Source organism: Brucella gallinifaecis, assembly GCF_006476605.1.
Taxonomy (GTDB): domain Bacteria; phylum Pseudomonadota; class Alphaproteobacteria; order Rhizobiales; family Rhizobiaceae; genus Brucella; species Brucella gallinifaecis.
The window spans coordinates 55,133-68,740 of sequence record NZ_ML636807.1; the positions used below are offsets into that span (position 1 = coordinate 55,133).

Below are 13,608 nucleotides of genomic sequence, written 5' to 3' on the forward strand. Positions count from 1 at the left end.
CATTACACCCGCATCATGCACTGTCCATCATGGGACAAGCTTATATCCCCCGCTTTCTGTAACCAGAAGCGACGCATTGGACGGATCCTTCTCTATTTTCTGGCGCAGACGATAAACATGGGTCTCCAGCGTATGGGTTGTGACGCCCGAATTATAGCCCCAGACTTCCTCAAGCAGCACATCGCGGCCAATGACCTTGTCACCGGCACGATAAAGATACTTGATGATCGCCGCTTCCTTTTCGGTCAGGCGGATCTTGCTGCCCTTTTCATCGAGAAGCAATTTCTGCCCCGGCTTGAAAGTGTAAGGCCCGACGATGAAGGTTGCATCTTCACTCTGCTCATGCTGGCGCAACTGCGCACGGATACGGGCAAGCAAAACAGCAAACTTGAATGGCTTGGTGACATAATCATTGGCGCCTGATTCGAGACCGAGAATCGTGTCTGATTCGGTATCATGACCAGTCAGCATAATAATCGGAGCCTTGAAACCACCCTTGCGCAAAAGCTTCACCGCCTCACGCCCGTCCATATCCGGCAAGCCGACATCCATGATCAGAAGATCGACGACACCATTGCGGGCGCTCTGAATGCCCTTGGTGGCGTTGTCTTCCTGAAGAATCTGGAATTCTTCGCACAGCTCCAGCTGTTCGACGAGGATGGAGCGGAGATCTTCGTCATCGTCCACGAGCAGTATTGTACGACCTGTCATGCCTGTCCTCGTTACCCTTTGATTCAAATAATGGTTCATGGTTTATGACATTTAATGGCGATAAGTTGAAGCCGTGAAAAAACAGGGGTGATTTTCAGGCGATCACCTAAACTTTATCAGCATGCAGAAAACGGAGGCAGACTTGTCCATAAATCGTAATAACCGCGCTATTGGCATCATCAATGTAAGGGCAAAGCCTGGCCATAAAACACGCGGCCTGCTTGCTGCTGGCAATTTGGTGCTCGAATGTGCACTTGGCAAGGGGGGCATCAGCGCTTTCAAGCGCGAAGGTGACGGCGCAACACCACTTTCTTCCATGCGTTTGCTTTATGGATATCGTCGCGGTGATTCCGGGCCATGGCCACTATCGCGCCTGCCACTGCGCCGTGTGCGCAAGCAAGATGGCTGGTGTGACGCCCCCAAAGACGCCAATTACAATCGCCCGGTCAATCTGCCTTTTAAAGCCAGCCATGAGAAAATGTGGCGCAATGACGATGTTTATGATGCCTGTATTGTAATGGACTGGAACATAAGTCCACGCAAACGCGGCTGCGGCAGCGCTATTTTCTTTCATCTCTCGCGGCCTGGCTATACGCCGACCGAAGGCTGTATCGCTTTGAAGCGCTCCGATATGGCCCGCCTTCTCCCGCATCTGAACAACAGGACGATGATCCGTGTTCTCAGATAATGGGTCCTGACCCTAGGGTCAGGACCCATTAATTTGACGGGGATGGTGTGAGGCCATCCGTTCGGATACTAGAAGGAAAGACGAAGGAAATGTGGTTCATTTTCAAGACTTTACGACGAAGTAGGCCGAGCGGATGGACCACATCCTTCGGACATCGAAATGACTAGTATGCGATTTGGGCGATCTGCTGCGTCGAGCCGCTCAACCGGGGGAACCACCCCGGTCCTCACGTCTCTCCTAGCATATCTGGTCATTTCAGATGCCATTCTCATCAAATTAATGGGTCCTGACCCTAAGCCACATCCGTTTGTGCTATGCGCATCGCATCGCTTAAAACAGCAAAGATATAAGGCTCAATGGACTGTGCAGCATTGAAGCGCAGATAGCGGGTAGCACTTTGCGATGGGCTGAACACATCGCCAGGTGCGAGCAGAACCCCTTTCTTGAGCGCATAAGCTGCAATCTGTCCTGAATCCATTCCTTCTGGCAATCGCGCCCAGAGGAACATACCGCCTTGCGGTTCGCTCCAGAGTTCAAGACCGGTGGTCTTAAGCCGCTTGGCCGTCATGGTCATGGCATCGGCAAGCTTGGTGCGCAGACTGTCAATATGACGTCGATAGGTGCCATCGGTCAGGAGAGCATGTACAATCTGCGCCGACAGCATATTACCCGCAAATGTGCTGGCAAGCTTGAGATCGGTCAGAGCATCAATCCACTCCGGGCGGCCGGCAATATAGCCAACGCGAGCCGCAGCCGAGAGGGTTTTGGAGAAGCTGCCAATATGAAGCACCCGGTCAAAACCGTCGAGTTCTGCCAGAAGCGGTGCTGGAGACGGATGAAAATCACCAAAGATATTATCTTCAACCAGCGTGATCTCATGGGTTTCGGCAAGCTTTAAAAGCCGGTGCGCAGTGGCAGGAGTCATCGTGCCGCCGGTCGGATTATGCAGCCCCGCATTGGAAATATAAAGCTTGGGCCCGTGTTCCTCCGACGCTTTTGCAAAAGCCTCCAGATCGGGGCCGGAATGCGTATAGGGAATGCCGATCAGTTTGACACGATGCGAAAGAAGAGCTGCCTGAAAATTGAAATAGCAGGGATCATCCACCAGAACCACATCGCCGGGCTGCAACAGAAAACGACAGATAAGATCAATCGCATGGGTGCCCGAATCAGTGAGCAATATATCTCCGCCAGACATATCGATGCCCTGTTCGGATAATTTTCGTGCCAGATAATTACGCAAAGGGCGAAAGCCGAGCGGTTCACCATAGGTTGTCAGATTGCTGTTTTCATCGCGGGCAATTGCACGCATGGCACGACGAATAGCTTCAAGAGGCAGCCATTCGTCAGGCAACCAGCCACAACCCGGCTTGTAAGTTTCGCTGTCAGCTTCAAGCGATTGGCGCATGACCCAGAAAGGGTCAATCTGCCGGTCCTTATGCAATATGGTTGCGGCAACGCTAAAGGGCTGGCGCCCTCGTTCTGAAACATAAAAACCCGCACCGCGGCGCGACTGGATGATACCTTCAGCCACCAATCTGTCATAGGCCTCAACAACGGTTGATTTCGATACATTCATGGTTTCGGCGAGACGGCGGATTGATGGCAGTCGTGCCCCGGGAGCAAGGCTCATCGCGCTAATGCGGTCACGAATAATGGTCATGACCTTTTCAACCAGCGAAATTTTTTCCGCCACAGCCGTTTCATCGCTACTGCCGCCAAGATAGGCAGCTTCCACAGCTTCAAGACTATGCAAAAGCCCCTTGGAAATCATCTGTACCACCCTTCGTATCAGTACAGTTTGCCAGAACTGTATAGGAATTGTCTCTGACTATTTTGCCAAATTCACAGCACTGTACTGGAATCAGTTATACATGGTTGCAATAGATCGAAAAGAGACAATGAATACGAATGCAAACAAGACCGCGGGTTGGATTAACGGTTTTCTGGGGGTTCTCATATTCAGCGGGTCACTGACAGCGACACGCCTGGCAGTGATTGATATTGATCCGGCCTTCGTGACCATGGCGCGGGCATCAATGGCCGGATTAGTGAGCATAGTGCTTCTCATGGCTTTTCGTGCACCATTTCCAGGCCGTCATGATGTGGCTTCGCTGATCATTGTAGCGCTTGGTGTTGTGCTCGGTTTTCCATTGCTGACGGGTATCGCGCTGCAACACATGACTTCAGCTCATGCGATTGTTTTTATCGGTCTGCTGCCCTTGGCGACAGCCGTGTTTGCGGTGCTGCGTGGCGGCGAAAATCCACGCCCGCTATTCTGGCTTTTTTCAATAATCGGCAGCACCATCGTTGCCTCATACGCCTATGGGCAGGGCAGCCAGTCAAGCTTGCTTGGCGATGCACTGATGCTTGGCGCAATCATTGCCTGCGGGCTTGGCTATGCAGAAGGGGCGAGCCTTTCGCGCAGGCTGGGCGGCTGGCAGGTCATCTGCTGGGCGCTGGTTTTCTCACTCCCGATCATGCTGCCGCTGAGCATTCTGACACGACCTGAATCATGGGAGAATATCGGCATCATGGCATGGGGCGGGCTTGCCTATGTGACACTGTTTTCAATGCTGATCGGCTTTTTCTTCTGGTATCGCGGGCTGGCACAGGGCGGCGCGGCGGCAGTCGGACAGCTTCAATTATTACAGCCCTTCTTCGGCCTCATGCTGGCTGCATCGATTGCCGGAGAGCCTGTGAGCATGGGTATGGTGCTGACCGCCGGCGTAGTTGTGCTCTGCGTGGCCGGTGCGAAAAAATTTGCTTAGGGTCAGGACCTATTAATTTGACGGGAATGGTGTGAGGCCATCCGTTCGGATACGAGAAGGAAAGGCGAAGGAAATGTGGTTCATTTTCAAGACTTTACGACGAAGTAGGCCGGGCGGATGGACCACATCCTTCGGACATCGAAATGACTTGGTGATCTGCTTCGTCGAGCCGCTCAACCGGGGGAAAAACCCCGGTCCTCGCGTCTCTCTCTTTGAATACTTGGGCATATCTGGTCATTTCAGATGCCATTCTCATCAAATTAATGGGGCCTGACCCTAGGCAAGCTTGTCGCCCAAAAGTGGGAACCGGTTTTGGGATAACGACAAGCGTTACAAAAACGCCCACACGGTTGTGCGCTTGACTTCTGCATCCTCAAGCGCCCGTGTAACCGGCACCGTATAGAGAGCAAGCTGCTCAAGCCTCTCTTTTGGCAGATAGGCTCGCCCCGGATCCCCCACAATGATACGGGCGCCGCGAGAGGCAAGTTTTGAAAACCACGGGGTCAGACGTTCAGCAAGCGGTTTTTCGTAAAAAACATCACCCGCAAGCACAACCTCCCAGCCATCATCCAGACCAATCAGATCGGTCAGTGTGGGCGTGACAATAACGCTGTTTGCCTCCGCATTGATTTCAATAGCAGGCAACGCAAAGGGATCGATATCCGAAGCGATTACGCTTTTTGCACCTGACATCATCGCCGCAATCGCAACCAGACCAGAACCGGAGGCAAAATCCAGAACGGTTTTGCCTGCAACGACGGACGGATGGTCGAGAATATAACGTGCAACACCCTGACCGCCTGCCCATGCAAACGCCCAGAAAGGCGGCGGCAGGCCAATGGTTGCAAGTTCTTCCTCAGTCCTGTGCCAAAGATCATGGGCTTCATCGGCCAGATAGAGATTAATCTCCGGCACATGCGGCGGCGCTTGCAGACCTGTATTGGCCATTATAAAATCGCGCGTGGCCTTATGTGCCGGATCAAGCATCAAATATCCCTGGCGTCCAGTCCGCCCATACGACAGACTTCGATCCACTCATCTTCTGTTACCGGCTGCACCGAAAGGCGCATGGACGTAACCAGCGCCATTTTTTCAAGCTTCGTATTAGCCTTTACATCTTTGAGCGTAACGGGCTTTGGCATGTCACGGACCGCCTTGATGTCTACACATTCCCAGCGCGGGTCGTCCGTGGTGCTGTCAGGATGCGCAAGGGCACAGACCTCGACAATACCCACCACTTCAAGACCTTCGTTGGAGTGGTAGAAAAAGCCTTTATCGCCGAGCTTCATGGCACGCATATTGTTGCGTGCCTGATAGTTGCGCACACCGTCCCATTGTTCGCCTTGCTCACCACGGGCTTTCTGCATTTCCCATGACCATTTGAATGGTTCAGACTTGAACAGCCAGTAAGCCATGTCCTGTCCTTATGTATTTGCCGGATTGTTAATGGCCCAGTTCCATGGGCGCACGCTCACATCAGCAAAAAGACCAGCAAGCGCGTAAGGGTCATTGGCGCCGATCTTTTCAGCTTCAGCCTTGTCAGCAGCTTCCACCACAACAAGGCTGCCATTTGGCTTGCCATCTTCACCAAGGAAAGGACCGGCAAATTTCAGCACATCACCAAGAGAGCTGAGATAGTCAAGATGTGCCGGGCGCGTATCAAGGCGCACTTGCAGATGATCGGGCTTGTCGTTGCATAAAAGAGCAAAAAGCATGTTATTCTAACCTTTTTGTTTGTGCATGATCTCATCTGAAAACCGGCTTCCACTTTTCAGGATCATGCATTAATCCTCAGTCTTGAGTGGTCGGTTAAGAAGCGCTGTCACGGCTTCATCAATCGTAATTTTTCCTGCAAGAAGTGCCGCAACTGCCGTTATAATCGGTGCAGGCACTTCGTGTTTACTGCAAAGTTCAGCGGCAATGGGTGCGGTTGCCACACCTTCAGCCAGCGGACGATTGGCAAGATCTTCGCCATGTCCCAATGCCAGCCCATAGGAATAATTGCGCGATTGTGAAGACGAGCAGGTCAGCATCAGATCGCCAAGGCCGGAAAGCCCCATGATCGTTTCAGGCCTTGCCCCCATTGCCTGCGCAACACGGCGCAGTTCGGCAAAGCCGCGCGTAACAAGTGCCGCCTGTGCACTGGCCCCATAGCCACGCCCGATAGCAGCACCGGCAGCAAGAGCCAGCACATTTTTAAGCGCACCACCGATTTCAACCCCTTTGAGATCAGTGGTCGAATAGCAGCGAAACGCAGGACCGGAGAGCATTGCCGCCAGATGATCAGCAATGGCAGCATCTTCACAGGCAATGGTAACAGCCGTTGGCATACCACGCGCCACATCGCTCGCAAAGCTCGGGCCGGACAAGGCACCAATTATATGATGGGGCAAAATATCCGCCACCACTTCCGACATAAGCCGGCCTGTTTCGCGCTCAATGCCCTTGGCGCAAAGAATAACCGGAGCTGATTGCGGAATATATGCACTTAGTTCCAGCAACCCCTTACGCATTGCCTGCGCCGGAATGACGACAAGAACCGCACTCGCATTCTCAAGCACAGCCCTGGCATCCGTACTGGCGCGAATGCCTTCAGGTAATTCGATTTCACCCAGATAGGCCGGATTGCGGCGCAACTCGTTTATATGGGCAACGGTTTGCGCATCGCGTGCATAAAGCCATGCTTCGTGGCCGCTGCCCGCTGCCATGGCTGCAAGGGCTGTTCCCCATGCACCACCACCAAGCACGGCAATTTTAGCGCGCTCACTCATGCTTTTGCTCCGCGTCGTCCGGTGCCGAACATTGGTGCCGATTTTTCATCAAGCGGCCAACGTGAGCGTGGGGCAAGATCAAGCGGATCAGGACCTTTTATTGCAGCACGCTCCGCGCCTGCCCAGGCGATCATTGCCGCATTGTCTGTGCACAGATCAAGCGGCGGAGCAATGAAGCTGAAACCATGCTTTCCACAAAGTTTTTCAAGCGAGCCCCGCAGGGTCTTGTTGGCGGCAACCCCCCCTGCAACAATCAGCGAGGGCGTTGCACAATCCGGGAACTCCTGTTTGAAGCGTTCAAGCGAGCGTTTCACACGATCTGACAAAGTGTCAGCCACCGCATCCTGAAACGATGCGCAAATGTCAGCGACATCCTGATCAGAAAGAGGAGCAAGCTCCGTTGCTGTCTGGCGCACAGCGGTCTTGAGACCGGAAAAGGAGAAATCAAGCCGTGCTTCACCCTTAAGGGGTCGCGGCAATGGAAAACGCTTGCCATCGCCCTGCAATGCCATGCGCTCAACAGCTGGACCACCTGGATAAGGCAGACCGAGCAGCTTGGCAGTCTTGTCGAAAGCCTCACCCAATGCATCGTCAATTGTCGTGCCAAGGCGTTGATAATCACCAAGACCGCGCACAAGCACCATCTGTGTATGCCCACCCGAAACCAGCAGCAGCAGATAGGGAAACGGCAAATCATCGCTCAAGCGTGCAGTAAGCGCATGACCTTCCAGATGATTGATCGCATAAAACGGCTTGTTTGCGGCCATTGCCATGGCCTTGGCGGTCATCAGCCCGACAATCAGTCCGCCGATCAGTCCGGGACCGGCAGTTGCTGCAATCGCATCCATCTGATCAAGCTTGAGATCGGCATCTTTCAGCGCCTTTTCAACCAGCCGGTCAAGCGCCTCGACATGGGCACGCGCAGCGATTTCAGGGACGACTCCACCGTAAGGTTCATGTTCAGCGATCTGGCTAAGCACAACATTGGACAAAATATGCCCTTTGCCGTTATCGTCGCGTTCGACGATTGCCGCGGCTGTTTCGTCGCAACTTGTCTCTATTCCAAGAATGCGCATTTGCGGTTAGACCCTGCCTGTCTCATAACTCAAAGTAATATTTCCGGCAAACCCGGTACCATGGACGGCGCGATATGCAAACAGCATCCTTGAAGATTGGCAGCTTGAAGATCGGCACACGGGGCAGCAAGCTCGCGCTCGCGCAGGCTTATGAGACACGCTCCCGTCTGATTGCCGCCCACGGTTTCGATGAAGATACTATCGAAATCATTCCCATGTCGACGGCCGGAGATCGTATTCAGGACCGCCCGCTGTCGCAGATTGGCGGCAAGGGACTGTTTACCGAGGAGATCGAAGCAGCTCTGAAAGACGGCCGCATTGATCTGGCTGTGCATTCCACCAAGGATATGCCGACTGTTTTGCCGGAAGGTCTTCATCTTTCCACATTTCTTGAACGCGCTGATCCGCGCGATGCTTTTATTGGCCGTACAGCAAAGCGTTTTCTCGATCTGCCACAGGGTGCCACGGTCGGTTCATCCTCGTTGCGCCGTCAGGCAATGATCAAGCGCCTGCGTCCTGATCTTCAGGTGGTGATGTTTCGTGGCAATGTCCAGACGCGCCTGCGCAAGCTTGAAGAAGGTGAAGTCGATGGAACTTTCCTCGCCTGTGCCGGTCTGAATCGGCTTGATCTGGCGCATGTAATCACCGACCTGCTTGATCCGAAAATCTTTCTGCCAGCCCCCGGACAAGGAGCAATCGGCATTGAAAGCCGCATTGGTGACGAAAAAATTGATGCGCTTCTGAAACCTCTGGCGCATCGTGATACCCATATTGCACTGGCCTGCGAGCGTGCATTTCTTGCAACACTGGATGGCTCCTGCCGCACACCCATTGCCGCTCTTGCAATTGTTGATGGTGACAAGATTTCATTCCGTGGCATGATCCTGACGCCTGATGGTCGTGAGGCGCATGAGGTCATAGCACAAGGCTCTGCTTGCGATGCAGCAGAACTTGGATCAGATGCTGCCAAACGTGTCCGTGCTAAAGCTGGAGCGGATTTTTTTACAAGCTGGGAATAACCGGGCTGGGAATAAAATTGACGAAAGAGCACAAGGCAATAACCCGTGGCGCTGTTCTGATCACCAGACCGGAACAATCGGCACATGTCACAGCTGAAAAGCTTACAGCTCTTGGCTTTTCGCCGGTTTCTCTGCCAGTAAACCGCATGATTGCGCTTCCATTCAATATGCTTGGGACAGCAATCGACGCACTGATTATGACCAGCGCCAATGCATTGCGATATGTACCGGGTGAATATCTGGCAATGTTAAAGACAATACCCGTATTTGCAGTTGGCGAAGGCACAACACTGGCAGCGCAGGAAGCAGGCTTTAAAACAGTCATTGAGGGTGGTGGAGATGCAATGCGTCTGGCCGCGACAATTGCAAAACAATTGCCCAATCACGCCCGACTTTTATATCTCGCAGGCCAAGTGCGTCAGCCTGTATTTGAAGACAAGATGTCAGAAGCCGGATTCGCTATGGACATATGCAACGTCTATAATGTCGAGGAAATTGACTATTCAGCCAATGAAATCAAAGCCGCGCTTGATAAAGGTCCATTTGTCGCGGTGCTGCTCTATTCGGCGGTCGCAGCGCAAATTTTCGTTGAGAAAATGCAGAAATTTAACGTGCAATTTGATGCAGAAACCCGGTTTTTCTGCATTTCCGAGCGCGTTGCCCGCCAATTACCCAAAATCTGGCAACGAAAAGCACTGATTGCCGATCATCCCGATGAAAGCGGTATTTTTCGTTTGTTTTCCAAACTTTGACTCTTTTCCACGCAACCTTCCTTCATCTGGTGATTTTATCTGATAAACTCTCAAACATGTCGCGCAAAAGCGGGAACCGGTTTTGGGCGACACGCGTAAAACAAAAAATCAAAGCGTGTTATTTGAATATGATTCACTTGAATCAAAACGCGCTCTGGAAACATTATTTGCACTCCGAGAGGACCCATGGCGAAATCCGGCACTCCGCGACATTCCAAACCGGCCCAGAAGCCAGTTACGATCAATCTCGATCCGTCCAATGTGAAACGCGTAGACGAGGCAGAAGCGCCCAAGGCAGAACCTGTCGGTGATTTTCAGAAGAAAATAGAGCAAAAATCTGAAGCCAAAGTCGAAAAGCCTCCCTTTACGGCTGGCGTCAAGCCAGAAGCGCCCCGTGCTGGTGCTTCGACATCTGCATCCACTGCAGCTGCCCCTGTGCAAAAATCGGGCTCAGCTGGCTCATATCTGCTGGCAGGTGTCGCAGGTGGTGTCATTGCACTGGCTGGCCTGTTTGCGCTGCAATGGGGCAATGTGGTGCCTTCAGCTGGATCGCGAGTGAGCGCCGAACAGCTTGCCCATCTGCAACAGCAAATTGCAGAATTGCGCTCTAATCCAGCCCCCGCACCGCTGGATGAGAGCAGCAAGGCCCAGCTTGCAAACTTGCAGAAAAATGTTGAGGCAGCCGAAATCAAGGCGGAAGCCGTAGCGTCAGGTTTTTCGGAAATTCAGCAACAATTTGCATCCCTGCCAAAGGCAGATTCTGCTCCGATTGATGTTTCGGCTTTAACTGAACGTCTGACATCGCTTGAACAACAATTGAAGAATGCAGCCGATCAGGCTGATCAGGCAGCAAGCCATGTGACAGATAACAGCACTACAATCACCGACCTTCAGCAAAAGCTGGCTGTGCTTGATGACAAGCTGCGTGAGACATCACGCCAGCCTGATGCATCAAAGCTGATTGCTGCCAATGCCCTGAAGACGGCTATTGATCGTGGCGGTTCGTTCAAGGCGGAACTCGATACTTACACCTCGGTTGCGCCACAGGATAAATCCGTTGAGAAACTGGAAACCTTTGCACATACAGGCGTTCCGACCATTGCCGATCTCAATGCATGGTTTGGTCCCGTCGCCAACAAGATGATTGCCACAGAAAACAAGCTTCCAGCCGATGCAGGTGTCTGGGATCAATTAATGGCAAGTGCCAAAGGACTTGTCAGCGTTCGTCCTGTTGCGGGTAATGTCAGCGGAACCGGGATCGGTCCGATAACTGCACGTATGGAAGCTGCCCTTCATGCAGGCGATCTGGAACGTGCACTTTCCGAATGGGAGCAATTGCCTCCTGATGCCAAGGCTGTTTCAGAAGAATTTATCGGCCAGATGATAGCCCGACGCGATGCGGACGCCCTCATCCAGCGTGTGATCGCTGAAAGCATCAAGCCAAAAGCTGCAACAAACGCCACGGCGCCAAACTAAGGAGGCGTCCATGCTGCGTGTGATATTTTACTTTGCTGTTGTCGTTATATTGGGGGTTGGCTTTTCCTGGCTTGCAGACCGTCCGGGGGAAATTGATGTAACCTTTGCCGGCAATCACTATAATGTTCCGCTTATCACTGCTGCTGCAGGTGTGGTGGCAATCATTGTTGCAATATTGATCCTCTGGTGGATCATCAAAAGTGCCGTTCAATCGCCCTATACGTTGCGCCGTCATTTCCGCGCCCGTAAGCGCGACCGGGGTTATCAATCCCTTTCGACCGGTCTGATTGCGGCTGGAGCTGGCGACGCACAAGCCGCACGCCGCATGGCAAAACAGGCAGGCACATTGCTCGATCCCGATCTTGAGCCAATGATCAAATTGCTCGAAGTTCAGACCGCTATGCTTGAAGGCCGCTCGGACGATGCACGCAAGGCGTTTGAGGCAATGGTGGAAGACCCGGAAACCAGACTTCTGGGCCTGCGCGGTCTTTATATCGAAGCCCAGCGCATGGGTGCACGCGAAGCAGCCCATCACTATGCGGCAGAAGCAGCAAAACAGGCACCACAACTGGAATGGGCATCCTCTGCCGTTATGGGACAGCTTTGTTCTGAAGGGGATTGGGATGCGGCTCTGAAACTCGTTGATGCCCGCAAACAGGCGCGCTCGCATGGCAAGGATATTGTAAAGAAAGAACGCGCAGCCCTTCTGACTGCCAAAGCGATGGCGACACTTGATGTCGATCATGCAAATGCAAAGGCAATTGCGCTTGAAGCCAACAAGCTTGCGCCTGATCTGGTGCCCGCTTCTGTTGTGGCTGCACGCGCCCTTTTTGCCGATGGCGCAATACGCAAAGCATCAAAAATCCTTGAAGCTGCCTGGAAACGCACGCCGCACCCGGATATTGCTTCAGCCTATATTTATGGTCGTGCAGGCGACAGCGTTCACGATCGCCTGAAGCGTGCAAAACATCTGGTGACACTCCGGCCCAACAACGCGGAAGGCAGCCTGGCTCTGGCACGGGCCGCCTATGAAGCTGGCGATTATCGTCTGGCGCGAGAGAATGCAGAAAAAGTGATGCGCGGCTCGCCACGCGAGAGCGCATATCTGCTTCTTGCTGACATTGAAGAAGCAGAAACCGGCGATCAGGGCAAGGTGCGCCAGTGGCTTGCACAGGCAGTGAAAGCGCCACGCGATCCAGCCTGGACTGCAGACGGCTATGTATCTGAACAATGGTCGCCCGTCTCTCCGGTAACAGGCCGCCTGAACAGCTTTGAATGGAAGGTTCCCGTTGAGCAGCTTTCACCGGTGATTGAGGTGGAAAAGCCGGAAATTGCCCCCCAAAGCGCCACCCAGAATAGCGGGGCTGATCAGGAAGCTGTTGCAGACAAAAATGCAATCGTTCCAGCCGAAAAAGCCCAGTCTGAACCGAAATTCGATAATGTCATCGAAGCGGAAGTGCTTTCGCCTGAAACGAAACCTGCCGGGGAAACACCCGTTTCCACAAAACCTGAAATCAGGCAGGTCGAAACACCTCCCATTATCGATGCAGCAGAACCCGACGCGGAAGACAATCAAAAACAGCGTAAAGCCCACATCATCGTTGATGACCCCGGTGTCGATGAACAAAAGGCAGCCCAGAATAGCCAGAACAATGGTTTGCGCTTTTTCTGAGCCATAATTGTTGCCGAAAGACCACGGCTTGCCCGCCTTACACTGTTAAAAGGCGGACAAGCCCGTTTACTGCCTTGTCTCCTGTTTTCATCTTGCTAGTTTTAGACCTGTTAAAAAGAACAGACCGCATGGTCTTTTTATTTTTGGGACTTGGCGAGGATAAATGTTCGACCGGTTATTGGATTTTCTGAAAGAATTACCCGGCAATAGTTTGCGCGAAGGTTTACGTGAACGAGGCGAAAAATTCTCTGATGATGATCCACGACTGGCTGCCGCAGCATTGATGTTTCACATCATGGATGCCGATGGTGATGCGCGGGAGGATGAGCGTGCCAGGCTTTCCACCATGCTTGCACAAAAATATGACCTTAAAGGCGACGCCCTCAAACAACTCATTCATGCTGCGCAAAAGGCCGATCAGGAATCCATCAGTCTTTCGGATTTCACCTCTGTTCTCAAACGACATCTGGATTATCCGGCACGCCTCGAATTCATCGCGCTGATGTGGGACATCGTTTACGCTGACGGCATTGCCAACGAAGTTGAGGTTGATGTGATGTGGCGCGTCGCCGATCTTATCGGCATAAGGCCCGAAGATCGGGACCAGATCGAAGCGCGTGTTCAAGCTGGAAACACCGCTGCACCTAAGACTTGATCAAGCAGCTAAAGCAC

Annotated in this window: 14 protein-coding genes; 7 read left to right on the forward strand and 7 right to left on the reverse strand. The window is 52.9% G+C overall.

What is annotated here, in order from left to right; genetic code table 11:
• Positions 1-27: 27 nt before the first annotated feature.
• Positions 28-711 carry a response regulator OptR gene (locus FHY56_RS12305; protein WP_140905498.1) on the reverse strand — a complete coding sequence of 228 codons (684 nt, stop codon included), beginning with the start codon at positions 709-711 and terminating at the stop codon, positions 28-30.
• A 121-nt stretch (positions 712-832) separates the two neighbouring features.
• Here FHY56_RS12305 and FHY56_RS12310 point away from each other — a divergent pair, with 121 nt between their 5' ends.
• The gene (locus FHY56_RS12310) at positions 833-1,399 is read left to right on the forward strand and encodes a L,D-transpeptidase family protein (RefSeq protein ID WP_376890107.1); all 567 of its coding nucleotides are present in this window, start codon (positions 833-835) and stop codon (positions 1,397-1,399) included.
• Between the two features lie 292 nt (positions 1,400-1,691).
• Here FHY56_RS12310 and FHY56_RS12315 read toward each other — a convergent pair whose 3' ends face one another.
• On the reverse strand, positions 1,692-3,173 hold the full coding sequence (locus tag FHY56_RS12315; RefSeq protein WP_140905500.1) for an aminotransferase-like domain-containing protein: 1,482 nt from the start codon (positions 3,171-3,173) through the stop codon (positions 1,692-1,694).
• Between the two features lie 127 nt (positions 3,174-3,300).
• Here FHY56_RS12315 and FHY56_RS12320 point away from each other — a divergent pair, with 127 nt between their 5' ends.
• A complete protein-coding gene (locus FHY56_RS12320; protein ID WP_140905501.1) occupies positions 3,301-4,170 on the forward strand; it encodes a DMT family transporter in 870 nt (289 codons plus the stop codon).
• Between the two features lie 330 nt (positions 4,171-4,500).
• Here the strand turns inward: FHY56_RS12320 and FHY56_RS12325 are convergent, their stop codons facing one another.
• The 5 genes from FHY56_RS12325 to tsaD all read right to left on the reverse strand — a co-directional run bounded on the left by FHY56_RS12325 (position 4,501) and on the right by tsaD (position 8,017).
• Complete coding sequence (locus FHY56_RS12325; RefSeq protein ID WP_140905502.1) at positions 4,501-5,157, reverse strand: class I SAM-dependent methyltransferase; 657 nt, start codon at positions 5,155-5,157, stop codon at positions 4,501-4,503.
• Positions 5,157-5,585: an EVE domain-containing protein gene (locus tag FHY56_RS12330; protein WP_140905503.1), complete on the reverse strand. Its 429-nt coding sequence runs from the start codon at positions 5,583-5,585 to the stop codon at positions 5,157-5,159. Before FHY56_RS12330 ends, FHY56_RS12325 begins: the two co-directional genes overlap by 1 nt.
• A gap of 9 nt (positions 5,586-5,594) precedes the next feature.
• On the reverse strand, positions 5,595-5,885 hold the full coding sequence (locus tag FHY56_RS12335; RefSeq protein ID WP_140905504.1) for a YciI-like protein: 291 nt from the start codon (positions 5,883-5,885) through the stop codon (positions 5,595-5,597).
• 69 nt (positions 5,886-5,954) lie between these two features.
• On the reverse strand, positions 5,955-6,941 hold the full coding sequence (locus FHY56_RS12340; RefSeq protein ID WP_140905505.1) for an NAD(P)H-dependent glycerol-3-phosphate dehydrogenase: 987 nt from the start codon (positions 6,939-6,941) through the stop codon (positions 5,955-5,957).
• Entirely contained in the window at positions 6,938-8,017 is a 1,080-nt protein-coding gene (tsaD, locus tag FHY56_RS12345) for a tRNA (adenosine(37)-N6)-threonylcarbamoyltransferase complex transferase subunit TsaD (protein ID WP_140905506.1), read from the reverse strand. The genes FHY56_RS12340 and tsaD overlap by 4 nt, the downstream gene beginning before the upstream one ends.
• Positions 8,018-8,091: 74 nt before the next feature.
• Here tsaD and hemC point away from each other — a divergent pair, with 74 nt between their 5' ends.
• The 5 genes from hemC (at position 8,092) to FHY56_RS12370 (ending at position 13,591) form a co-directional block, all read left to right on the forward strand.
• Complete coding sequence (hemC, locus tag FHY56_RS12350) at positions 8,092-9,036, forward strand: hydroxymethylbilane synthase (protein ID WP_140905507.1); 945 nt, start codon at positions 8,092-8,094, stop codon at positions 9,034-9,036.
• A 17-nt stretch (positions 9,037-9,053) separates the two neighbouring features.
• Complete coding sequence (locus tag FHY56_RS12355; RefSeq protein ID WP_140905508.1) at positions 9,054-9,788, forward strand: uroporphyrinogen-III synthase; 735 nt, start codon at positions 9,054-9,056, stop codon at positions 9,786-9,788.
• A 186-nt stretch (positions 9,789-9,974) separates the two neighbouring features.
• Positions 9,975-11,264 (forward strand): COG4223 family protein, encoded by a 1,290-nt coding sequence (locus FHY56_RS12360; RefSeq protein WP_140905509.1) that lies wholly within the window; start codon positions 9,975-9,977, stop codon positions 11,262-11,264.
• A 10-nt stretch (positions 11,265-11,274) separates the two neighbouring features.
• Positions 11,275-12,936: a heme biosynthesis protein HemY gene (locus FHY56_RS12365; protein WP_140905510.1), complete on the forward strand. Its 1,662-nt coding sequence runs from the start codon at positions 11,275-11,277 to the stop codon at positions 12,934-12,936.
• A gap of 163 nt (positions 12,937-13,099) precedes the next feature.
• Positions 13,100-13,591 carry a tellurite resistance TerB family protein gene (locus FHY56_RS12370; protein WP_140905511.1) on the forward strand — a complete coding sequence of 164 codons (492 nt, stop codon included), beginning with the start codon at positions 13,100-13,102 and terminating at the stop codon, positions 13,589-13,591.
• The last annotated feature ends 17 nt before the right edge of the window (positions 13,592-13,608 follow it).

Excerpts from the sequence above, each read along its gene's own strand:
- FHY56_RS12340 (WP_140905505.1), bottom strand. The coding sequence starts at position 6,941 with ATGAGTGAGCGCGCTAAAATTGCCGTGCTTGGTGGTGGTGCATGGGGA.
- FHY56_RS12305 (WP_140905498.1), bottom strand. The coding sequence starts at position 711 with ATGACAGGTCGTACAATACTGCTCGTGGACGATGACGAAGATCTCCGC.
- FHY56_RS12360 (WP_140905509.1), top strand. The coding sequence starts at position 9,975 with ATGGCGAAATCCGGCACTCCGCGACATTCCAAACCGGCCCAGAAGCCA.
- FHY56_RS12325 (WP_140905502.1), bottom strand. The coding sequence starts at position 5,157 with ATGCTTGATCCGGCACATAAGGCCACGCGCGATTTTATAATGGCCAAT.
- hemC (WP_140905507.1), top strand. The coding sequence starts at position 8,092 with ATGCAAACAGCATCCTTGAAGATTGGCAGCTTGAAGATCGGCACACGG.
- FHY56_RS12335 (WP_140905504.1), bottom strand. The coding sequence starts at position 5,885 with ATGCTTTTTGCTCTTTTATGCAACGACAAGCCCGATCATCTGCAAGTG.
- FHY56_RS12320 (WP_140905501.1), top strand. The coding sequence starts at position 3,301 with ATGAATACGAATGCAAACAAGACCGCGGGTTGGATTAACGGTTTTCTG.
- FHY56_RS12370 (WP_140905511.1), top strand. The coding sequence starts at position 13,100 with ATGTTCGACCGGTTATTGGATTTTCTGAAAGAATTACCCGGCAATAGT.
- tsaD (WP_140905506.1), bottom strand. The coding sequence starts at position 8,017 with ATGCGCATTCTTGGAATAGAGACAAGTTGCGACGAAACAGCCGCGGCA.
- FHY56_RS12330 (WP_140905503.1), bottom strand. The coding sequence starts at position 5,585 with ATGGCTTACTGGCTGTTCAAGTCTGAACCATTCAAATGGTCATGGGAA.
- FHY56_RS12310 (WP_376890107.1), top strand. The coding sequence starts at position 833 with ATGCAGAAAACGGAGGCAGACTTGTCCATAAATCGTAATAACCGCGCT.
- FHY56_RS12315 (WP_140905500.1), bottom strand. The coding sequence starts at position 3,173 with ATGATTTCCAAGGGGCTTTTGCATAGTCTTGAAGCTGTGGAAGCTGCC.
- FHY56_RS12365 (WP_140905510.1), top strand. The coding sequence starts at position 11,275 with ATGCTGCGTGTGATATTTTACTTTGCTGTTGTCGTTATATTGGGGGTT.